Here is a 20,927-nt window from a genome sequence, read left to right as displayed (position 1 = left end):
CGCCGGGCCAGGGGGGTCGTGCCAGTACCCCCACAAGGCCGACCCCCCGCGCGTGCGCCGGAGGGGGTTCCGTGGGGTGCACACCCCGAACGACCCACGAGGAGCAGCACCGTGCGAGGAGCCGTCCTGTACGCCCCCGGCGACGTCCGCGTCGAGGACCGCCCGGACCCGCGGATCGAGCAGCCCACCGACGCCGTCATCCGGCTCGCCGCCGCCTGCGTGTGCGGCTCGGACCTGTGGCCCTACCGCGGCATCGAGGCGGTGGCCGGCCCGTCGCCGATGGGGCACGAGTACGTCGGCGTCGTCGAGGAGGTCGGCAGCGAGGTCCGCACCGTCCGGCCCGGGCAGTTCGTCGTCGGCTCCTTCTTCGCCTCCGACAACACCTGCGAGATCTGCCGCGCCGGCTACCAGACGCACTGCGTCAACCGGCAGCCCGGCGCCCCGACCGGCGCGCAGGCGCAGTACGCGCGGATCCCGCTGGCCGACGGCACCCTCGTCGCCACCCCCGACCTGCCGTCGGACGACCTGGTCCCCGGCCTGCTCGCCGCCTCCGACGTGCTGGGCACCGGCTGGTTCGCCGCCGTCGCCGCCGAGGCCGGCCCCGGCAGGACGGTCGCCGTCGTCGGCGACGGCGCGGTCGGCCTGCTCGGCGTCCTGGCCGCCCGGCAGCTCGGCGCCGAGCGGGTCGTCGTCTTCAGCCGGCACGAGGACCGGCAGCGGCTGGCCCGCGAGTTCGGCGCCACCGACGTCGTCACCTCCCGCGGCGACGAGGGCGTGGCGGAGCTGGAGGAGCTCACCGGCGGCCTGGGCGCGCACTCGGTGATCGAGGCCGTGGGCACCCAGGAGTCGATGGTGCAGGCGATCCGCGCCACCCGCGCCGGCGGCCACGTCGGCTACGTCGGCGTCAGCCACGACGTCTCGCTGCCCGGCGAGGAGCTGTTCTTCTCCGGCGTCCACCTGCACGGCGGCCCCGCCCCGGTGCGCCGGTTCCTGCCCGAGCTGATCGACCTGATCTGCAGCCGCACCATCGACCCCGGGAGGGTCTTCGACCTCGAGCTCCCGCTGGAGCAGGCCGCCGAGGGCTACCGCGCCATGGACGAGCGCCGCGCCATCAAGGCGCTGCTGCGCCCCTGAGGCCGACGACCAGCACGCCGCCGTCCACTGGCTGACCCCCGTCACCGACGAGGAGCACGCCGCCGCCCCGCCGTCGACCGACGGCCCCCAGAACGGAGAGCACCCTCATGCGCGTCACCGCCTACGCCACCCCGGCCGCCGGCCGGCCCCTGGCCCCCACGACCATCGAGCGCCGCGACGTCGGCCCGGACGACGTCCTCATCGCCATCGAGTACGCCGGCATCTGCCACTCCGACATCCACACCGTCAACGGCGACTGGGGCCCGCAGCCCTTCCCCGTCGTCCCCGGCCACGAGATCGTCGGCGTCGTCGCCGAGGTCGGCGCCGACGTCACCACCCACCGGGTCGGCGACCGCGTCGGCGTCGGCTGCATGGTCGACAGCTGCGGCGAGTGCGCGAACTGCCGCAACGGCGACGAGCAGTACTGCCTGGCCGGCATGGTGCCCACCTACGCCGGCACCGACCGGGACGGCACCACCACCCAGGGCGGCTACTCCACCCACGTGGTCGTCGACGCCGGGTTCGTCCTGCGGGTGCCCGACGGCATCGACCCCGCGGCGGCCGCGCCGCTGCTGTGCGCCGGCATCACCACGTACTCGCCGCTGCGCCGCTGGGGCGCCGGGCCGGGCCGGCGGGTCGCCGTCGTCGGTCTCGGCGGGCTGGGCCACGTGGCCGTCAAGCTCGCCGCCGCGATGGGCGCCGAGGTCACGGTGCTGTCCCAGTCGCTGAAGAAGCAGGAGGACGGCCTGCGGCTCGGCGCCACCCACTACGCCGCCACCAGCGACCCGGACACGTTCGCGCGGCTGGCCGGCCGGTTCGACCTGATCGTGAACACGGTGAGCGCGCCGATCGACCTCGACGCCCACCTGTCGCTGCTGGCCGTGGACGGCGCGCTGGTCAACGTCGGGGCGCCCGCCGAGCCGCTGAGCCTGCACGCCATGTCGCTGATCGGCGGCCGGCGCACCTACGCCGGCTCGATGATCGGCGGCATCGCCGAGACCCAGGAGATGCTCGACTTCTGCGGCGAGCACGGGATCGGCGCCGAGGTCGAGGTCATCCCCGCCGAGCGGGTCAACGAGGCCTACGAGCGGGTGCTCGCCTCCGACGTCCGCTACCGGTTCGTCATCGACACCGCCACCCTCCGCTGACCCGTGGCGCGGGCCCCGTCCCGCGGGGCCCGCGCCCCCCCCAACCCCCCCCCCCCCCCCCCCCCCCCCCCCCCCCCCCCCCCCCCCCCCCCCCCCCCCCCCCCCCCGGCCCGCCCCCCCCCCCCCCCCCCCCCCCCCCCCCCGCCGTCAGCGGCTCGTGAGGACGACGAGCCGCTGCGTCGCCCGGGTCATCGCGACGTACCGGTCGACCGCTCCCTCGATCCCCTCGCCGAACCGGTCGGGGTCGACGAGGACGACCAGGTCGAACTCGAGCCCCTTCGCCAGCACCGGCGTCAGCGACCGCACGCGCGACGTCGCCGGGAACGCCGGGTCGCCGATGACGCACGCGACGCCCTCGGCGTGCGCGGCCAGCCAGCCGTCCACGACCGCCCGCAGGTCCGCGGCGGACCCGTGCGTGACGGGGACGCCGGTGCTGCGGACCGACGTCGGCACGTTGGCGTCCGGGACCGCGGCCCGGATGACCGGTGCGGCCTCGGCCATGACCTCCTCCGGCGTGCGGTAGTTGACGGTCAGCGAGGCCAGCCGCACGTCGGGGAGGCCGACCCGCCCGAGCCGCTCCTCCCATGACTCCGGGAACCCGTGCCGGGCCTGCGCGCGGTCCCCGACGACGGTGAGGCTGCGGGACGGGCAGCGGCGCAGCAGCACCTGCCACTCCGCGTCGGTCAGCTCCTGCGCCTCGTCGACGACGACGTGCGCGAACGGGCCGGCGAGCACGTCCGGGTCGGCCTGGGGCAGCGCGGCCTCGTCGACCAGGGCGTCGCGGAGGTCCTGGTGGCGCAGGGAGGTCATCAGCAGCAGCTCGGAGTCGTCGGCCGCGATCAGCTCGTCGACGACGCCGGCCATCCGCTCGCGCTCGGCCGCGACGACCGCGTCGTGCCGGCGCCGCCGCCGCTCCACCTCCGGGTCGCCGATCCGCTGCCGCGCCGCGTCGAGCAGCGGCAGGTCCGACACCGTCCACGCCCGCGGGTCCGCGCGCTGCAGCGCCCGGACGTCGTCGGCAGCGAGCCAGGGCGCGCACCGGCGCAGGTAGGCCGGCACCGACCACAGGTCCCCGACGACGTCGGCGGCCTCCAGCAGCGGCCAGGCGCGGTCGAACGCCGCACGCAGGTCGCCGTCCCGCCGCACCGCCCGCCGCACCTCGTCCGGCTCGGCGTCCTCGTCGTCGTGCGCGTCCACGACGATGGAGACCAGCGCCTCCCACGCCTGCCCGCGCGCCTCGTTGTGCGGTGTGCCGGGGTCGGGCGCCTCGAACGCCTCGGCCCAGTCGTCGGGGCCCAGCCACACGTCGGCCCACGGGGTCGTGACCGTCGTCCCGCGGGACGGCGGCTCCTCGTGGAAGCGCACCGCCGCCTCGACCACCTCGGCCATCCGCGCGGACGCCTTCAGCCCGGCCACGTGCGGGTCGGCCTCGACCCCGGCCGTCGCCCCCTCGGGCACCAGGTCCCGCAGCGTGCAGGTCCGCACGCCCTCCTCGCCGAGGCCGGGCAGGACGTCGGAGACGTAGGCCAGGTAGGGCTGGTGCGGGCCGACGAACAGCACGCCGCCCCGGTGGTGCCCGAGGCGCGGGTCGGAGTAGAGGAGGTAGGCGGTGCGGTGCAGGGCGACGACGGTCTTGCCCGTCCCCGGGCCGCCGTCGACGACGAGCGCGCCGCGGGAGCCCGCGCGGATGATCGCGTCCTGGTCGGCCTGGATGGTGGCGAGCACGTCCCGCATGCGGTCCGACCGGTCGCTGCCGAGGCTGGCGATGAACGCGGACTGGTCGTCGAGCGCGGCGTGCCCCCGGAGCCCGTCGGGGGTGAACACCTCGTCCCAGTAGTCGGTGATCCGGCCGCGGGTCCAGCGGTACCGGCGGCGGCTGGCCAGCCCCATCGGGTCGGCGTGGGTGGCGCCGAAGAACGGCGCGGCGGCCGGGGAACGCCAGTCGACCAGCAGCCGGCGGCCCGCGCCGTCGGTGAGGCCGAGCCGCCCGACGTAGACCGGCTCGCCGCCGTCCGCGGGCACCGTGCGCCCGAGGCACAGGTCCAGGCCGAAGCGGCGCAGGGTCCGCAGCCGGGAGGTGAGCCGGTGCACCTCCAGGTCCCGGTCCAGCGCCGCCTGGCCGTGGCCGCCGGGGGACCGGCGCTCGGCGTCGAGGCGGTCGCCCAGCTCGGCGACGGTCCGCTCGAGGCTCGCCGCGACGGCGGCGAGGTGCGCGGCGTCGTCGGCGACCAGCGCCGGGTCCGCCTTGGCGGCGAGGTCGTCGGGGAGGGCGAACACGGTGGTGCTCAGGGGGGTCACGGCGGGCGAGTGTGGGCCCCGACCCGGGCCTTGCCGCAAGCCCCGGGGGGCGCTATACGTTGAGGTGGGAGGACGGACGGCCCCCGTCTCAGGTGCCCTCGCCCGGCGTCATCCCCATCCGGGCCAGCACGACCGTCTCCCCGATCTGCACGAGGTTGTAGAGCACCAGCGACACCGCGGTCACCACCACGACCGCCGACCAGACCAGCGAGAACTGCACCTGCGCGTACGCGGTCTGGATCGCCGAGCCGATGCCGTCGCCGGTGGCCAGCCACTCGACCAGCAGCGCCCCGGTGAGCGCGCCGGGCACGGAGACGCGGACGGCGGCGAAGAACGCCGGCAGCGACGCGGGCAGCGCCACCTTCCGCAGCGCGGTCAGCGGGCCGCCCCCGTACACGTGCACGACGTCGAGCACCTGCGGGGACGCCGACCGCAACCCGAAGGCGATCGTCACCAGCGCGGGGAACAGCACGACGATCCCGGCGACCACCGCGACCGTGGCGACGTCCCGGCCGAACACCAGGATGATCAGCGGCGCCATCGCGACCAGCGGCACCGAGCGCAGCAGCATCGCGATCGGCATGAGCGCGTGCTCCACGCCCCGCGACAGCCGGAACGCCGTCGCGCCCAGCAACGCCGCCGCCAGGCCGGCGACGAAGCCGATCAGGGCGTGCCCCAGGCTGGTGCCCAGCCGGTCGAGCAGCAGCGACCGGTGCTCGCCGGCGTCGTCGTCGGTGACCAGGTACGCCCACACGTCCAGCGGGCCCTTGGCGACGTAGGACGAGATGCCGAACAGCTCGATCACGCCGACCCACAGCACCCCGACGACGACCAGCGTCCCGAGGGAGGTGAGCAGCGAGCGCCCCAGCGCGCGCAGCACCGCCCGGGTGGCCTGCCGCCGGACCTCCCCGCGCCGGGCCGCGGCGTCCACCGGCGCGGCCGCCGTCCGGGGCCCGCCGGGCGTCTGCGCCATCAGGCCTGCCGTCCTCTCGACCAGGGGGTCACGAACCGGGCGACCAGCCCGAGCAGGGCGAAGCCGACGATCGCCACCGCACCGGAGGCCAGCGCGATGCCCCACACCCGCGCCGGGTTGAGGCCCTGCTGCGCGGCGGTCATCGCCGGCCCGATGCCGACGTCGACCTTGCCGAAGTACTCGCCCAGGACGGCGCCCAGGAAGCAGGCCGGCACCGCGATCTGCAGCGCGGTGAGGACGCCCGGCAGCGCGGCGACCAGCCGGACCTTGCGCAGCTGGGTGAGCGCCCCGCCGCCGTGGACGGCGACCACGTCGAGCGCGGCCCGGTCGGCGGCGCGCAGGCCGAGCAGCGTGCCGACGACGGTGGTGAAGAAGCAGCTCAGCGCCGCGAGGAAGACCGCCGTCCCGGAGGCCTCGCCGACGTCCGGGGCGCCGGTGATGATCAGCACCAGCGGGCCGACGGCGACGATCGGCACGCAGTAGGTGATGGTCGCCAGCTGCGTGACGACGCCCTCGGTCCGCGGCACCACCAGGACGACGGCGGCCAGCAGCAGCGCGAGCCCGTTGCCCCACAGGAAGCCCCGCGCGCCCTCCTCCAGCGTCACGCCGAGGTTGCGGCCGTAGAACGCCCAGCCGTCGGCGGCCCACTGGGCCACCACCTCGGGCGGGGTGGGGACCGCGTCGACCGAGCCGGCGCCGACGTCTGACAGCACCGTGACGGCGGCCAGCCACCACAGCGCGACGACCAGTGCCGACCCGAGCGCGCCGACCGCCCAGGACGGCAGCCGGGCGCCGCTCACCCGCCGTCCCCGTCCGTCCCCGCGCCGGTGCCGAACAGCAGCTCCGACGCCCGGTCGACGTAGGCGTGGAACTCCGGCGTCCGCTGCATCTCCGGCGTCCGCGGGCGGGGGAGGTCGACGTCGATGACCTCCCGCACGCGGCCCGGCCGCGGGCTCATGACCGCCACCTGGTCGGAGAGGAACACCGCCTCGGTGATGCCGTGGGTGACCATGAGGGTGGTCGCCGGCTTCTCGGTCCAGATCCGCAGCAGCTCGAGGTTGAGCCGCTGGCGGGTCATGTCGTCCAGGGCGCCGAACGGCTCGTCGAGCAGCAGCACCGACGGTCTGAGGACCAGCGCCCGCGCGATCGACACGCGCTGGCGCATGCCGCCGGACAGCTGCGCCGGCCTGGCCTTCTCGAAGCCCTCGAGCCCGACGAGCGCGACCAGCTCGCGCACGTACGCGTCGTCGACCCGCACCCCGGCCACCTCGAAGGGCAGCCGGATGTTGGACAGCACGCTGCGCCAGGGCAGCAGTGCGGCGTCCTGGAAGGCGATGCCGAGCTCGTGCCCGCGGCGCAGCTCCTGCGGGCTCTTCCCGTCGACCCGGATCGAGCCGCCGGTCGGCTGCTCCAGCCCGGCCAGCACCCGCAGGATCGTGGACTTGCCGCAGCCCGACGGGCCGAGCAGGGAGAGGAAGCTGCCGCGGTCGGTGTGCAGGTCCACCGCGGACAGCGCCTCGACCCGGCGGGTGCCCATCGAGAAGGTCTTGGACAGGCCGGTGATCTGCACGCCGGTGCCCAGGGCGGCGCCCCGGGCACCGGACGTGGTGGTCGTCTCGGTCACCGGGTCATCAGGGCCGGTAGTCCCTGAGCTCCGGGTTCTCCTCGTAGACCTCCTCGAGGAGGGACAGGTCGAACAGCTCGTCGGCCTCGATCTCGACGCCGGCGCCGGCCAGGGACTCGACGGTCTCCTGCTGCAGCTCGTCGGTGATCGTGAACAGGCCCTCGGCTTCGGTGTCCTCGGTGGTGATCAGCTCGTCGTTGGCGGTGTGCGCCGACTGCACCTCGTTCTCCCGGACCAGGCCGAGGTCGGCGCCGTAGCTCTCCAGGCAGACGTCGACGGCGGCCTCGGGGTCGGCCAGGACGTCGGTCCAGCCCTGGATCTCGGCGACGAGGAACGCCTTGAGCCTCTCGCGGTCCTCCGCGATCGACTGCTCCGTGGCGGTGAACGTCTCGGCGACGAAGGGCAGCCCGTTGTCGGCGAAGGGCAGGTTGGTGACGGCCAGGCCCTGGCTCGCCACGGTGATCGACTCGTTGGTCAGGTAAGCGACGAAGCCGTCGACCTCGCCGTTGACCAGCACGGAGGGGTCGTACTGCACCGGGACGACGGTGACCTGGCCGGGGTCGATGCCGTTGGCGGCCAGCAGCGCCTGGAAGAGGCTGGTGTTGGAGTCCTGGACGCCGATCCGCTTGCCGACCATGTCCTGCGGCGTCGCGATGTCCCCGCCGTCGGCCAGCGACAGGATCGTGAACGGGTTCTTCTGGTACGTCGTCCCGATGATCCGGACCGGGGCGTCCTCGTTGGCGACGGCGGTGCCGACCGAGACGGCGTCGCTGAGCGCGACGTCGACCGAGCCCTGCACCAGCTCGGCGACGCCGGTCGAGGGGCCGGCGACGAGGTTGACCGAGGAGAAGCCGGCGTCGGCGTAGTAGCCGTTGGTGTCGGCCACGTACTCGCCGAGGAACTCGGCGTTCTTGATCCAGGACAGCTGGACGGACAGCTCGCCGAAGCCGTCCTCGCCGGATCCCCCCGGTCCGCCGGGGTCGTCGGACCCGCCGCAGGCGCCCAGGGCCAGGGCCAGGCCCACGGCGGAGGTCGCCGCGGCGGCCCGCCGGAGAGGGGAGCGGGTGGGGGACGGGAAGGTCATCGGGGTCCTCGCTCGGGTCGGCTGCGCGGTCAGCGGCGCCCGACACTCGCCGACGTTCGTTTCCGCCCGACGCGCGTCGTGTCACCGCCGGGTTACCGCCGGTCCCGCGCCCGTGAGGAACCCCACGCCGCTCCCGTCAGCCGGCGGATCCCGTCGTCATCCGGTCCAGCACCTCCAGCCACGCCCGACGGACGTGCACGGGCTGGTCGTCGACCAGGGAGCCCAGGTGGGCGGGGTCGAGCCGGCCGGGGTCGACGACGGTGCCGAAGGCGAGGCGGAAGACGAGGTCGCTGACCTGGTCGCCCGCCAGGCCCGCGTCGGTCAACGGCTGCAGGACCCACCGCGGGTCCGCCGGCATCGTGCTCACGGACGATCTTCGTGCGCGGGCCGCCTCCCGGATGCACCCGGCGACGAGTCCCCGTCCTCCGGCCGGTCACCACCGTGCACGCTGCGGACGGGGAGGAGAGCCCGATGTCCGACCTGGTGGTGGACTTCATCGTCTCGCTCGACGGCTACGGGGCCGCGGAGGGCTGGCCCGGCTACTGGGGCATGGAGGGGCCCGAGTACCTCGGCTGGCTGGGGCAGGACGGCGCCCTGGAGCAGACCGTCCTCATGGGGGCGACGACGTACCGGCTGATGTCCGGCTTCGCCGCCGAGATCCCCGACGACCCCGGTCTCGCCGGCCTGACGGCGATGTCGAAGGTGGTCTTCTCCTCGACCCTGCGCGCGCCGCTGTCGTGGGCGAACACCGAGCTGGTCGACGGCGACGCCGTGGCCGCCGTGCGGGCGATGAAGGAGCGCGGCACGCGACCGCTGCGCGCGGTGGGCAGCGTCAGCCTGTGCCGGTCGCTGCTCGCCGCCGGCCTGGTGGACCGCTACCGCGTCGTCGTCTTCCCGGTCATCACCGGCGCCACCGGGACCGACCGCGTCTACGACGGCTATCCCGACGTCGCTCTCGACCTGGTCGACAGCCGCCTGTTCGACGGCCGGCTCCAGCTGCTGGAGTACGTCCCCACGGTGCTCGCCGGTCCGCCCGGGGCGACCTGAGGGAGCCGCGGACCCCTCCGGCGGGGACCTTCGTGTCTTCTCCGGGGAACGGCGCGGTCCTAGCGTCGGGGCGAGCTGACCCCGGTGTCCGGTCAGACGCGGCCGGTGTCCCCGCATCCCCGCTCACCCCGGAGGTGGACGCCATGCGCACCCCGAAGAAGCGCACCAGCCTCGCCCTCGCCGGTTCCGCCGCCCTCGTCGCGGGGGTGGTCGTGTGGCCGGCGGGCGCGGCGGCCGCCCCGGAGGGCGCGGTCCTCGAGGGGACCTTCGAGACCGACCGGGTGGAGGAGGTCTTCCTCGACCACGACGCCAACGGCGTGCCCTCGCTCGGGGACGAGCTCGTCTACACCAACACCAGCACGGGCGGCCTCGGGGACGCCACCGACCGGGGCCACTGCGTGTTCCACCAGGTGGACCTCGCCGCCGACAGCACGGTGCTGCACTGCACCGCGACCAACGTCGGGCCGCGCGGCTCGCTCACCGTGCAGGGCGTGAGCCGCACCGGCATCACGGCCCCGGTGCTGCGGGAGCCGAGCAGCTGGGCCGTGACCGGCGGCACCGGCGAGTTCGCCTCCGCCTCGGGGGAGATCCACATCGAGGAGTTCGAGGGCGCCGGGCTGGACTTCCGCTCCCGCGGGACGTTCCGGATCGTCCTCGGCGGCTGAGGGGCGTCCCGTGCCGGTCGCCGTCCCGGGCGACCGGCACTGCGCTCTCGTGCGGCCGCGCGCGACACGCCGCGTCGCCCATCCCGGCCCGGCGGCCGGCGCCGGGCCGACCGTGTCCTCGCGGGGACCGCCGGTGTGTCCGCCCGTGTCGCCACGGGCCCCGGGGGACCGGTGCCGCGTCTCCCCGGGGCCCGTCCGACCGGTCGGCTCAGCCGCCGAGCCGGGACCTGAGCAGCTGCTTGCCCTGTTCAGCGCCCTTGCGGCTGTCCGCCTGGGCCTTGCGGAAGAGCTCGGCGAGTTCGCCGTCGCCGTCGCGGTCGGCGTCCTGGATGTAGGTCTCCAGCCGCAGCGCGTTGCTCAGGCACTGCTCGGTGAACCAGATGAGGTTGTAGTCCTTGTCCTGGGTGCCGGTGACCTGCCCGGCCTCCTGGCCGCTGGTGGTGGTCATGGCTCGCTCCCTCCACTCGGGTGAGGGGTTCGGTCTACTCGCCGGCGACCGCGTGCGTCCACCACTACCTGCCTGGTGGTCCTCCGTGCCCGTACCCGGGCCGAGCGGTGCCGGACGCGTCGGCCGACGTGGACGCCATGGCGTCCGGCCGACGGACTGACCCGTCGAGCACCGACGAGGGGAGCGGGCGGTGGCCGGACGCCACGAGTACGAGGTCGAGGAGCTCCGCGAGGGCGTGATCGGCGGCAAGACGTCCGGCGACGAGCTCGAGAGGCTGCTCGACGAGCACGCCCGCGAGGGCTGGCAGCTCAAGGCGATCACGTCCGTCGGCGTGAAGGGCCGCATCGGGCCGGGCAGCGTGGAGGGCAGCCTGGTGACCTTCGAGCGCCCCGTCGCCTGAGCACGCCCGGGACCAGCGACCGCTGCGCTGACCCACGCTCTCGCGTGTGGGGCGGGTGGGGCTCGAACCCACGACCCAGGGATTGTGAGCCCTGATGGTCTGAGCGCTGTGCTGACCTGCGCTTGTGCAGGTGGCTGACGAGCGTGACAGCCCCAATCCCTCGTTCTACCCCGAGTCCTCGGGCGAGGCTGCAACTGATGGTCGAAGGTCGCCCGTTCGGCGATCGGGCGGACCCTCCTGGCCGTGATGGTGGCCGACTCGTCAGGTTGTAGCGGTTGCCCTGTTCGGTACCCCAGGCCGTCAGCCCGCAGCGGTGCGGCGTGACACCCTCAGCGTCGCGGGCTTCATCCTGGCGTAGCTAGCGGCGGTGTCGGCTTCGAGCAGGCGAATGAAGTGGTCGTCACGACATCCATGTGGTTCCGTGCAGCAAAGTGCGGGTTGTAAGCGGCGCTGACTCGCGTCAGGCTGACCGGCAACTCTCGCTATCCGTGGAGGTCAAGATGTCGGCTGAAGAAGCTGTACGCGCGAAAACCCCCGGTTGTAGCCGTGAGCCCGTGCCTGTACTCGACCATACGGAACCGTCGAACTAGTCCTTGCCACGGACTCTTGAAGGGCGCTGTCTTCGATGGACCGAACTGTCCGAATTGCCCGTGTTCTGCGATCAGCCAGTTTCCAGCCTCCCAGTAAAGATGGGTGATATAGACAGGCGAATCGCAAATCCAGGCATGACCGGTTGAGCACCTTCTTCTTCGCCAATCGCCACCGCTCTCCGAAGTGTGAGTGAGATGCTTGTTCAGTTCAGAACTGCACTTAATGATGTTCCACTCAGAAGCTGGCCCGGGATCCCACTCGGCCTCGCAGTACTCCCGATGAAATAGAAGGCGCCCCATAATGGGGGCACAGTATGCGATCGGCATCATGACAGCAGGTGTTGGATCCGGCGTCCAGATGCCACCCGACATCGTGGGGGCTTGCAGTCGCACTTCACCGTCCGACCCCAACCTCGCTGTAAGAGCGTCCTCGACGCGATCACAGAATCGCCTTGCGCCAATCAGGTCCAAGCGGTCTTCTTGCTCATGGTCAACAGCCGCGATCAGCCAAGGGATCGGCGCGTCGAGGGGCGCTACTGAAGCGTACAGGCGAAGCGGTGACGGGAAGCGCTGCACAATCGCATTGAAGGTGTCTCCACAGTCCCCGCTAAACGATAATCCAATCTCCCCATGCTCCGGGACTCCAAGGAAGTGAAAGGCGCCGTCGCCAACAGTGACGGATGCCAAGACATCTGGTCGTCGCAAGCGAGCATGGTTTGGGTCAGCGTTAGCCGGGGAGGTGGGGACCACTTCGGCCAGCGGAGAGTCCGGTTCCTCCTCCATCGACCCCGACGGCATACCTCGACCACGCATGGCTTCGAGTTGAGACTTCGTGCTGTCACTCAGGGTGACGTCCAGTAGGTCAGAAAGCTCCGCGTCGAGCCTGCCCATGTCTCGGGACGTGCTCACAGTGCCTCCCCAACCGTGCGAGGCAGGATCGAGCCGTGTATCACGTTTCCGCAGGAAACGGGGCCGCCACCTCTCACGTAGGTTGGCGTACTGCTCATCACGAGCGCGTCACCGCAGCATCAATCGGCACGGGGATAGCTCGCAATCGTGCTCGGCGCGACGTTGCGGGCCCGCAGGTGGGCCCGCCAGTCGGGCAGGACGGAGAGGTCGTCGACAGCCATGTAGGCGGTACGCGCGTGCGCCAGGTCCGCCATCAGGCACGGTACCCGGCTGTTCGAGCGCTGTGCGGGACCGAGTAACCGCGTACTGCCTGATGGCGGGGCGGGTGGGGCGGGTGGGGCTCGAACCCACGACCCAGGGATTATGAGTCCCGTGCTCTGACCGGCTGAGCTACCGCCCCTGGCGACGAACCCGCTGATCAGCGGCCCCCTCCGTGGTCCGGCCTGGTGGCGGTGGTCGTCTCCCCACCGGCGCCGAGGCCGCGGACGAGCGTACCGACTCAGCCAGGCGGTCCCGGCCTCGGCTCCACCGGCAGAGGCTCACTGTGTCCTCCCCGGCAGTGGACCGGGGGGTTTGACGACCTGTTGCGTTACGTGCACACTCGGATGCGTACGGTGTTGATGAACTTGATCGCCCCGAGGTGCCGGCCGGCCTGACCAGTGGCCCCGGCCTCGACCACCTGCCAGACGGCAGCGTGGGTGCACCTCCCTGACCACCCCATCCCGGCAGGCGCCACCGGGGCCACGGAGGTGCCGGCCGACCCGGTCCCGCCCGCCTGACGGCGGTGCGGATGCACCCCTGACGTAGCCACCCCGGCACGTGACGCCGGGGTCCTCGAGGTGCCCGTGGGCCAGCCCAGCTGGCCTCGTCTGCCCCTGGCAGCGCGGACGCACCTCCTCGTCGAGCCCCGCGGTGAAGCCCCCGCCGCGGACTCCGTCCTGCCCCAACGAGGAGCAACACGGCATGACACCCGCCCCGCGCGGCCCCCTCCCACTGCCCACGGACTCTCGGCGCCCGGAGCGCCGTCGGCGTTCTCGAGGCCGCCACGGCATCGAGCGGTCGAGATCACGACGCCGGGCCCGGATTGCCGGGCTGGTCGCCCTCGTCGTGCTCGCGCTGGGGACGACGGCGGTCGCGTCGGCGCTGACGGCCACGGGCACGCAGTCCAGCACGCTCAACCTGTCGGACAACCCGGACCTCGCGTCCAGCACGGCCGGTTGGTCCGTCCAGGAGGGCGGTACCAGGGCGACCCGGGTCGCCGTGTCGGACCACGTCGCCGCCCGCAATGCACTGCGGGTCACCTCCACCGGGACGACCACCCGGGTCCGTGCCCCGATGGAGCCGGTGACGGCCGACGGGACGTGGACCTTCGCGGCGGACGTCAAGGCGTCGGCTCGCGGGGCCAAGGCCCAGATCACGGTGTCCTGGTACACCGCCGCAGGAGCGTTCTCGAGCTGGACGGGTGGCTCCGCGGTCGCGGTGGACGGCGGCTCGTGGACCCGGGTGCAGGCGACGCTACCCGTGCCGGCCGGTGCGGCCTCGGCCCAGACGGTGGTCAACGTCCTCTCCACCGCCCGCAACGCGACCGTCCACGTCACACAGCACGACGTCCGCGCACCGCAGGGCACCTCCCCGGCCTCGACGCCGAGCCCGACCGCGACGCCCGCTCCGACGACGAGCCCGAGTCCGACGCCGGCCCCCACGTCCAGTCCGACCTCGGTGTCGAGCCCGAGTCCGACGTCGAGCCCGAGTCCGACGTCGAGCCCGACGTCGGCCCCGTCGACGAGCCCGAGTCCGACGCCGGCCCCCACATCGAGTCCCAGCTCGACGCCGACAACGCCGTCCTCCGGCACACTCGACAACCGGCCGGCCCAGGCGGCGAGCATCGTGTACGGCACTCCCGCGGACTCTCGGGCTCGTTCCTATGCCCATCCTGGCGGCCTGGTCGTCGCAGGCATGGACAACTACCAGGACCAGGTGTTCAAGGACGTGTCGGCCGGTGGCGGCACCGTCCTCGTCTACCTCGACGCGATCATCGACAACGACCACGGCCGCTATCACGACATGCTCCTGAACGCTTCCGCCTGCGGGCCGGCGACCTCGCTGTGGCCGGGCAACCACCGGGCCAACCAGTGGGGGTACCTCAACGACTTCCGGGTCGGCTCGGTGCTGCAGAGCAAGCTCGAGTGCGTCCTGGAGACGATGGTCCGGGAGAACCCCCACATGGGTGGGTTCTTCGCAGATGACCTGGGCTCACGTTCGTGGTTTCCCGACATCGACTGGGCCAGCTTCCCGGACAAGCAGGCATACCGGGACGGGGCGATCGCCCTGTCCCAGACCTTCCGCCGGGTGGCGGACCGGCACGGGCTCATCGTCATGGTCAACGGCACCTGGTCGGCCAACGACGGCGGCGGCTACCCCGACGCCGGACAGCACGGCAACGCGCTGGCCGACGGCGGGTTCGTCGAGCTCCATGACGGGCAGCTCGCCTTCTTCGGGCCCTACGGCTGCGCTTCCCAGTGGGCGGACCAGTCGGCGGTCACTCGCGGCACGGCCTTCATGTACGCGGTCACCGCGACCGCCGCAGGCAGGGACGAGTTCGTCAACTCCGGCTGCTACGCCTATGTCAACCAGCAGGCCGCGGCGAACTACGACTACGCGCCACCGTGGGGGACGTTCCACCCCACGGGGCTGCCGACGCGCACCCGCTGAGAGATCCGGAGCCCGGTCGTCCCATCGAGGGCGGCCGGGCTCCAGCGTCCCTCAGGCACCACCCGGGGGCTTCCACCCACCGGGTGGTGCTCGCCGTGTCCAGCCGACGCGCAGCCGCAGCCTGGCTGCATCCCAGCGGCGGTCGCCGCCGTGGGTGCTCCCCGGACCACGAGGAGCACCGTGGACGACCAGCAGACCCCGAACGGCACCGGCTGGGAGCCCCCGGCCGTCCTGGCCTGGCACCCCGAGCGCACCCCCCAAGGCACGGCCCCCGCCGCGCCCGCCGCCACCGCCGAGCCGCCGACGGCGCAGCCGCCGGTCGCCGCGACGCCGCCGCGCCGGGCCCTGCCCCCGGAGGTCCGGCGGCGGGCCGCGGTCGGTGCGGCCGCCGCCGCGCTGCTGCTGATCAGTGGCGTCGGCGGCTACGCCCTCGGCTCGGCCGCCGCGGGGGAGGGCACCGCGGCGACGACGTCGGTGGTCCGGCCCGGCACCACCGACGGCACCCGGGGCGGCGTCCCCGGCACCCCGCCCGGCCTCGACGAGGGCACCACCGGCGACAGCCCTGACCCCGTGCGCGGGCGGACCCGGCCGGGGACTCAGCCCCGGCCGGGTCCGTCGCCGAAGCCGTCGAAGCCGCCGGGCCCGCCGCGGAACCCGTCCGGGCCGGCGTCGAACCCCTCGGCCAGCCCGTGCAGCACCAGCGAGCCGAACGCCACGAGCACCAGCAGGGTGACCAGGCCGACCAGTGCGATGCGCACCGCTGCGGGACGGCCGGCGCGCGCCCCGGCGACGGTGGTCCGCAGCTGCTCCCAGGCCATGAGCCCCAGCGGCCGCCAGCCCGGCGCGGTGATCTGCGGCGGGGCCGCCACCGGCGGGAGGTCGGCGGTCAGCGGCGCGAGGTCGCGCAGGTGGACGGCGGCCCAGGCGGCCGCCATCCGGTCCCCGCCCTCGTCGGGCGTGAGCGCCCCGCGGGCGACGCCGTCCTGCAGTCGGTGCACCGTCGCGAGCCGGTCGGCGTCGGTCGCGCGCACCGGCGGTGCCTGCGGCACGGCGCCCGGTCGCACCGTGCCGTCGGCGGCGGCCGCGTACCGCGTCCGGCCGCCGAACGGCGTCGTCGGTCCTGGGATCGGGGTCCCGTCCATGTCGTTCCTCCCCACGAGAGCCGGTCCGGCCGGCCAGCGTGCCCGCGGTTCCTGTGACGGACCTGTGAGCCCGGCCACCACGGGACATGCCTCGAAGGCGGGAGTGGCACTGCGTGTCAAACCGGCCACGATCCGTGAGACTCGCAGGTCGTCGCGGTGTCGAAACGGTTGAGCGCGCAAGCGGACACGCCGGGGCCGTTATGTCCCCGTGACCTCACCCGTCCCATCCGTAGTACCTTCGCCCGCGGTCCTGCCGGGCCGCTGCGCCTCGGGACGACGAGGACCCCGGCCGGACTCCGCCTGACCGTCCCGGCACGCGCCGGGAGCGGGGACCGCACGGAGGTCCCCGGCTCGGTCGCGCCCGCGGACGCCGGACGCGGGCAGGCCGCCCGTCCCGCCGGACGGGCGCCGATCCGGCAGGCGGCCGCGAGAAAGGGAGATCCGCCCTCTTGGCGACCGCGCACCACCGGACCGCCCGCTCCACCTCCCGCCGGCTCCGCCGCGCCGTGCTCGCCGCCGGCGCCGCCGCGCTCCTGATGGCGGCGCCCGTCCCGGCGATGGCGGACCCCGACGACGACGTCGCCGCGGCCGAGGCCGCCGAGGCCGCCCTCGTCGCCGAGGTGAGCCGGATCCAGGGGGCGGTCACCGCCGCCGAGGAGCAGCTCCAGCGGATGACCGTCGAGGCGGAGGCCGCCGCGGACGCCGCACTGGTCGCCCAGGCCGAGCTCGCCGCCGCGCAGGAGGCCGCCGCCGTGGCCGCGGCCGAGCTGCAGGCCGCGCGCGACGCTGTCGCGCAGGCGCAGGACGAGGTCGTCGAGCTCGGCCGCGAGGCCTACATGGGCAGCGGGGGAGACCTGGGCGGCACCGCCTCGGTGCTGCTGGACAGCCAGGGCCCCCGCGAGGTCCTCGAGCGCGCCGCCACCCTCGACCTGCTCGGCGCCCAGCGCGCCGAGACCCTCGAGCAGTACGAGCTGCTGGAGACCCAGGAGGAGGAGGCCGACGCCGCCGCCCGCGCCGCGGTGCAGGAGCGCGACGCGGCCGCCGCGGCCGCCGCGCAGGCCCAGGCCGCCGCCGACGCACGGCTGGCCCAGGCGCAGGGCGACTACGACGCCCTGGCCGGTGAGAAGGCCCGTCTGGACGAGCAGCTGCGCGCGGCCGAGGTCGAGCTGCTGCGGCTGCGCGGCGTCGCCGAGGCCGAGGCCGCCTGGGAGGCCCAGCAGGCCGCCGAGCAGCGGGCCGCGGTCGACGTCCAGTCCAGTGCCGGTGGCGGCATCGCCCCGACCACCGGCCGCGTGACCTCCTGCTACGGCCCGCGCTGGGGGACCATGCACCAGGGCGTGGACATCGCCGCCCCGATCGGCACCCCGGTCCTCGCCCCGGAGGGCGGCGTGGTCCTGCAGGCGGGCCCGGCCAGCGGCTTCGGCCAGGCCGTCTACGTCCAGCACGACGACGGCTCGATCACCCTCTACGGCCACGTCAACCGGTTCTTCGTCTCGGCCGGCCAGGTCGTGGGCGCCGGCCAGCAGATCGCCGAGGTCGGCAACAAGGGCCAGTCCACCGGGCCGCACCTGCACTTCGAGGTGCACGAGGGCGGGCTCTACGCCAGCCGGGTCGACCCGATGCCGTGGCTGCAGGCGCACGGCATCTCGCTGGGCGGCGCCTGCTAGCGGCGCCCGCGGAACCGGCCGAGCAGGTCGCCGGCGCCCCCGACGGTCCGCGCGGCCAGCGCCAGGATCGGCCCGCCGGGGATGCCCGGCGCCGACTCGACGATCGGGGCAAGCCGCATCAGCTCCGGCAGGTCCCGCACCCGCAGCCGGCGCCGCACCAGCGCCGCGGCCGGGTTGGTCCGCCCCGACGCCGCCTCCAGCAGGACGTCGGCCGCGGCCTCGACGACGGCGCCGCGGGGCCGCGTGCCGCCCACCGGCCGCACCGTCCAGCCCGGCGGGTCGGCCGCGAAGACCCACCCGCCGCCGGGGGTCACCAGGGCGGCGCCGCCGGCGATGCCCGAGGAGGCGGCCAGCGCGCCGGTGACGTCGGCCAGCGCGGCCAGCCCGGCGTCCAGGACCCGTGCCGGGACCGGGGGAGCGCCCAGCGGTGCCAGGTCCAGGCCGTGCACGGCGAGCTCGTAGGCCTGACCGAGGACCACCGACAGCATCGGCAGCCGCCCGACCGTGGAGACCGCGGGCGCGGCGTCCAGCTCGACGGGCTCCTCGGTCAGGTAGCGCTCGGTCGCCTCCCGGTTGCGGCGCAGCGCGGCGAGGACCTCCCCCCGCGAGGCGTGGCGGTGGGTGGCGGTCACCCGGGCGTTGGTCGCGTCGACGTCGGCCGGCGTCCCGGTGCCGCCGGCCCGGGCGGAGGCCACCAGGTCGGCCAGGGCGGCGTGGTCGGGCCAGCAGCCCAGGTGCACGCACACCTCGTGCGCCCGCCAGCCCGGGAGCCGCGTCGGCCGGTCCAGGTCCACCGCGGCCGCCTGCTCGAGGAAGGCGTCCCAGGCGCCGAGCACCATCGGCCCCACCACGTCCCGGCCGGCGTCGGCCATCCCGCGCGTCCCGTCGTCCCGTCCCATGCCCCGGCCCCTACCCACCCCGTCGGGGGAGTGGCACGTGCGTCCGAGTGGAGAACGGAACGAGATCGGCCGAGAACCCGAGCATGGACGGGGCAGGGGTGCGGCGTGCCGAGGCGGGGACCCCGCGCCGGCCGCGGCGTGCCGCGCCCGCCTGGCTCGGCGTCGGCCTCTACCGGCCGTTGGCCGAGGACGACGAGCGCGCCCGCTTCTGGGTCCGGCACGTGCACACCGGCGTGCTGCTCAGCGAGATCGCCGGCTGGGCCTGCCTGGTCTACACCCTGACGACCCCGACCCCCGGTCACCGGCACCCCGTCCTCCTGGCGCTGGCCGGCTCGGTCGTCGTCCTGACGCCCCTGCTGCTCCTCCTGCCGCTGCACCGGATCGTCCGCGACCTGCGCGGCCCGCTGCTGTTCTCCGTCTGGACGGCCGCCGTGACGGCCATCGTCGCCACCGCTGCGCGGCTCGACGGCGGCACCGACAGCCCGCTGTCGGTGATCTTCTTCCTGGTCCTCGTCTACATGGCGGTGGCCTATCCGCCGGCCGGCGTGGTGCTCACCGGCACGCTCATGACCACCGCGTACGCGACCCTGGTCGCCGGCCCGCCGGATGCGCACTCGCTGCTGGTGGCCACCGTGCTCGGCACGGTCACGCTGATCTGCACGCTGTCCTCGGCCAACCAGTGGGCCGCCCACGACCGGCAGGTGCTGCTGCTGCGCACCCAGGAGGCGCTGGCCACCACCGACCCGCTCACCGGCGTGCCCAACCGCCGGGTCTTCCTCGACCGCGTCGGCCGGGCCGTGCGCCTCGCCGGCCGGGGCGAGCGGGCGGTGGTCTGCATCGTCGACCTGGACGGTTTCAAGGCGGTCAACGACCGGCGGGGCCACGCCGCCGGCGACGAGGTCCTCCGCTCGGTTGCCGCCGCGCTGGGCCGGGTGGTCCGCGAGACCGACACCGTCGCCCGGCTCGGTGGTGACGAGTTCGCCGTCCTCGCCGGGTCCCTGCTGCCCGCCGACGACGTCCTGCTGGCCGACCGCCTGCGCGCCGCCGTCGCGGAGGTCGGGACCGGCTGCGGGGTGACCGCCAGCGTGGGCTGTGCCCCCGTGCACCCCGACGACGACGTCGCGGGCGTGCTGCACCGCGCCGACGAGGCGATGTACCGGGCCAAGGCGGCCGGCGGGGACCGGGTCGCCGATCTCGCAGGGTGACCGACACTCCCGCAGGCCGCTCACCGAGCGTCACCGGCGGTCGACGGAGTTCCGTATGCGACACGGGCTCCCGCAACGGCCCGTGACGGGAGCCACGGTGTAGCGTCGAGGCGGTCCGACCCCGGGTTGGACTCTGCGCCGGTGGTCGTGGTATGGCGCTGACCAGCACTTCCGTGACGCGCGTGGCGGGTGTGGTCACATCCGGAACAGTCGCTGCATCCGCACTGGCGCGACCGGCACCTCATCGTGCACACTGTCACCGGGAGCCCTGGTCCGCCGCCGTTGACCACAGCCTGTCACCGAATCGATCGTCCGTTGGGGAAGACGAGACCGATCGAGTCGATGGAGGTGCCTCGTGCAGCGACGGTCTACCCAGGGTGTCGTCTTCGTGCACTCCTGCCCGAAGGCGCTCTGCCAGCACGTCGAGTGGGCGCTCGAACGCGTCATCGGCGCGCCGGTCTCCCTGTCGTGGGCCGACCAGCCCGCGGCGCACGGTGCCTACCGTGCCGAGGTCGCCTGGACCGGGGTCCCCGGCACGGGCGCCAAGCTGGTCGCCGCGCTGCGCGCGTGGCCGATGCTGCGCTTCGAGGTGACCGAAGAGGCCAGCCACGGCAACGACGGCGAGCGCATGTCCTACGTGCCCGGGCACGGCGTCTTCCGGGCGCCCACGAGCGCCAACGGCGACATCGTCGTGACCGAGCAGCAGCTGCGGACGCTCGCGGCGACCGCCACGTCGGTGGAGGCGTTCCGCCACGGCGTCGACCAGCTCCTCGGCGCGGCCTGGGACGCCGACCTCGAGGTGTACCGCTACGCCGGCGACGGCAGCCAGACCACCTGGCTGCACCAGGTCGTCTGAGCGTCCGGAGCGGAGTCGCAGGTCACGATCAGGGCACACGACGTGAGGCACCCCGCCCCCTCGTCGTAGGCTGCACACCAGGTCGTCCGGACGCCGTCGGGGAAGCGGCGTCCGGGCGACCTCCAC

19 protein-coding genes and 1 tRNA gene are annotated in these 20,927 nt (G+C 74.3%); 9 read left to right on the top strand and 11 right to left on the bottom strand.

Translation table 11 applies throughout. The features are described from left to right. Positions 1–111: 111 nt before the first annotated feature. Entirely contained in the window at positions 112–1,134 is a 1,023-nt protein-coding gene (locus ACI8AK_RS21595; protein ID WP_387984891.1) for a zinc-dependent alcohol dehydrogenase family protein, read from the top strand. A gap of 107 nt (positions 1,135–1,241) precedes the next feature. Further along, the gene (locus ACI8AK_RS21590) at positions 1,242–2,282 is read left to right on the top strand and encodes an NAD(P)-dependent alcohol dehydrogenase (protein WP_387984890.1); all 1,041 of its coding nucleotides are present in this window, start codon (positions 1,242–1,244) and stop codon (positions 2,280–2,282) included. 147 nt (positions 2,283–2,429) lie between these two features. Here ACI8AK_RS21590 and helR read toward each other — a convergent pair whose 3' ends face one another. From helR to ACI8AK_RS21560, 6 genes are all read right to left on the bottom strand, one after another. Further along, positions 2,430–4,580, bottom strand: coding sequence for an RNA polymerase recycling motor ATPase HelR (helR, locus tag ACI8AK_RS21585; RefSeq protein ID WP_456957953.1), 2,151 nt, complete (start codon positions 4,578–4,580; stop codon positions 2,430–2,432). A gap of 88 nt (positions 4,581–4,668) precedes the next feature. Further along, positions 4,669–5,553 carry an ABC transporter permease gene (locus ACI8AK_RS21580; RefSeq protein ID WP_387984884.1) on the bottom strand — a complete coding sequence of 295 codons (885 nt, stop codon included), beginning with the start codon at positions 5,551–5,553 and terminating at the stop codon, positions 4,669–4,671. After that, positions 5,553–6,353 carry an ABC transporter permease gene (locus ACI8AK_RS21575; RefSeq protein ID WP_456957951.1) on the bottom strand — a complete coding sequence of 267 codons (801 nt, stop codon included), beginning with the start codon at positions 6,351–6,353 and terminating at the stop codon, positions 5,553–5,555. Before ACI8AK_RS21575 ends, ACI8AK_RS21580 begins: the two co-directional genes overlap by 1 nt. After that, the gene (locus ACI8AK_RS21570; RefSeq protein ID WP_387984878.1) at positions 6,350–7,177 is read right to left on the bottom strand and encodes an ABC transporter ATP-binding protein; all 828 of its coding nucleotides are present in this window, start codon (positions 7,175–7,177) and stop codon (positions 6,350–6,352) included. The genes ACI8AK_RS21575 and ACI8AK_RS21570 overlap by 4 nt, the downstream gene beginning before the upstream one ends. Before the next feature lie 7 nt (positions 7,178–7,184). Further along, positions 7,185–8,261, bottom strand: a complete 1,077-nt coding sequence (locus ACI8AK_RS21565; RefSeq protein ID WP_387984875.1) for an ABC transporter substrate-binding protein — start codon at positions 8,259–8,261, stop codon at positions 7,185–7,187. Between the two features lie 136 nt (positions 8,262–8,397). Further along, entirely contained in the window at positions 8,398–8,628 is a 231-nt protein-coding gene (locus ACI8AK_RS21560; protein WP_387984873.1) for a hypothetical protein, read from the bottom strand. A gap of 104 nt (positions 8,629–8,732) precedes the next feature. On the opposite strand from ACI8AK_RS21560, the gene ACI8AK_RS21555 reads away from it, so the two are divergent. Together ACI8AK_RS21555 and ACI8AK_RS21550 are read left to right on the top strand one after the other, a co-directional pair. Beyond that, positions 8,733–9,308 (top strand): dihydrofolate reductase family protein, encoded by a 576-nt coding sequence (locus ACI8AK_RS21555; protein WP_456957949.1) that lies wholly within the window; start codon positions 8,733–8,735, stop codon positions 9,306–9,308. A 143-nt stretch (positions 9,309–9,451) separates the two neighbouring features. Continuing rightward, the gene (locus tag ACI8AK_RS21550; RefSeq protein ID WP_456957947.1) at positions 9,452–9,973 is read left to right on the top strand and encodes a hypothetical protein; all 522 of its coding nucleotides are present in this window, start codon (positions 9,452–9,454) and stop codon (positions 9,971–9,973) included. A 208-nt stretch (positions 9,974–10,181) separates the two neighbouring features. Here the strand turns inward: ACI8AK_RS21550 and ACI8AK_RS21545 are convergent, their stop codons facing one another. Beyond that, positions 10,182–10,421 (bottom strand): hypothetical protein, encoded by a 240-nt coding sequence (locus ACI8AK_RS21545; protein WP_456902659.1) that lies wholly within the window; start codon positions 10,419–10,421, stop codon positions 10,182–10,184. Positions 10,422–10,611: 190 nt separating this feature from the next. Here ACI8AK_RS21545 and ACI8AK_RS21540 point away from each other — a divergent pair, with 190 nt between their 5' ends. After that, positions 10,612–10,821, top strand: a complete 210-nt coding sequence (locus tag ACI8AK_RS21540; protein WP_456957945.1) for a DUF4177 domain-containing protein — start codon at positions 10,612–10,614, stop codon at positions 10,819–10,821. Between the two features lie 1,618 nt (positions 10,822–12,439). Here ACI8AK_RS21540 and ACI8AK_RS21535 read toward each other — a convergent pair. Both ACI8AK_RS21535 and ACI8AK_RS21530 read right to left on the bottom strand, forming a co-directional pair. Further along, positions 12,440–12,574 carry a hypothetical protein gene (locus ACI8AK_RS21535; protein ID WP_456957943.1) on the bottom strand — a complete coding sequence of 45 codons (135 nt, stop codon included), beginning with the start codon at positions 12,572–12,574 and terminating at the stop codon, positions 12,440–12,442. A gap of 72 nt (positions 12,575–12,646) precedes the next feature. Then, positions 12,647–12,720 (bottom strand) — tRNA-Ile (locus tag ACI8AK_RS21530). A gap of 1,556 nt (positions 12,721–14,276) precedes the next feature. Here ACI8AK_RS21530 and ACI8AK_RS21525 point away from each other — a divergent pair. Beyond that, complete coding sequence (locus ACI8AK_RS21525) at positions 14,277–15,032, top strand: hypothetical protein (RefSeq protein ID WP_456957941.1); 756 nt, start codon at positions 14,277–14,279, stop codon at positions 15,030–15,032. Between the two features lie 596 nt (positions 15,033–15,628). On the opposite strand, the gene ACI8AK_RS21520 is transcribed toward ACI8AK_RS21525, so the two are convergent. Further along, on the bottom strand, positions 15,629–16,174 hold the full coding sequence (locus ACI8AK_RS21520; RefSeq protein WP_456957939.1) for a DUF1707 SHOCT-like domain-containing protein: 546 nt from the start codon (positions 16,172–16,174) through the stop codon (positions 15,629–15,631). Between the two features lie 449 nt (positions 16,175–16,623). Here ACI8AK_RS21520 and ACI8AK_RS21515 point away from each other — a divergent pair, with 449 nt between their 5' ends. Further along, positions 16,624–17,841, top strand: a complete 1,218-nt coding sequence (locus ACI8AK_RS21515) for a M23 family metallopeptidase (protein ID WP_387984861.1) — start codon at positions 16,624–16,626, stop codon at positions 17,839–17,841. Here ACI8AK_RS21515 and ACI8AK_RS21510 read toward each other — a convergent pair. Next, positions 17,838–18,740, bottom strand: a complete 903-nt coding sequence (locus tag ACI8AK_RS21510) for a maleylpyruvate isomerase N-terminal domain-containing protein (protein ID WP_456957937.1) — start codon at positions 18,738–18,740, stop codon at positions 17,838–17,840. The genes ACI8AK_RS21515 and ACI8AK_RS21510 overlap by 4 nt on opposite strands. Positions 18,741–18,823: 83 nt before the next feature. On the opposite strand from ACI8AK_RS21510, the gene ACI8AK_RS21505 reads away from it, so the two are divergent. Next, on the top strand, positions 18,824–19,945 hold the full coding sequence (locus ACI8AK_RS21505; protein ID WP_387984856.1) for a GGDEF domain-containing protein: 1,122 nt from the start codon (positions 18,824–18,826) through the stop codon (positions 19,943–19,945). A gap of 355 nt (positions 19,946–20,300) precedes the next feature. Further along, positions 20,301–20,801: a DUF3145 domain-containing protein gene (locus tag ACI8AK_RS21500; protein WP_387984854.1), complete on the top strand. Its 501-nt coding sequence runs from the start codon at positions 20,301–20,303 to the stop codon at positions 20,799–20,801. Positions 20,802–20,927 lie beyond the last annotated feature (126 nt).

The sequence above is a fragment of the Geodermatophilus sp. SYSU D00867 genome, assembly GCF_054050315.1.
Note: the sequence above shows the minus strand (reverse complement) of the source record. Positions and strands in the feature narration are given on the sequence as shown.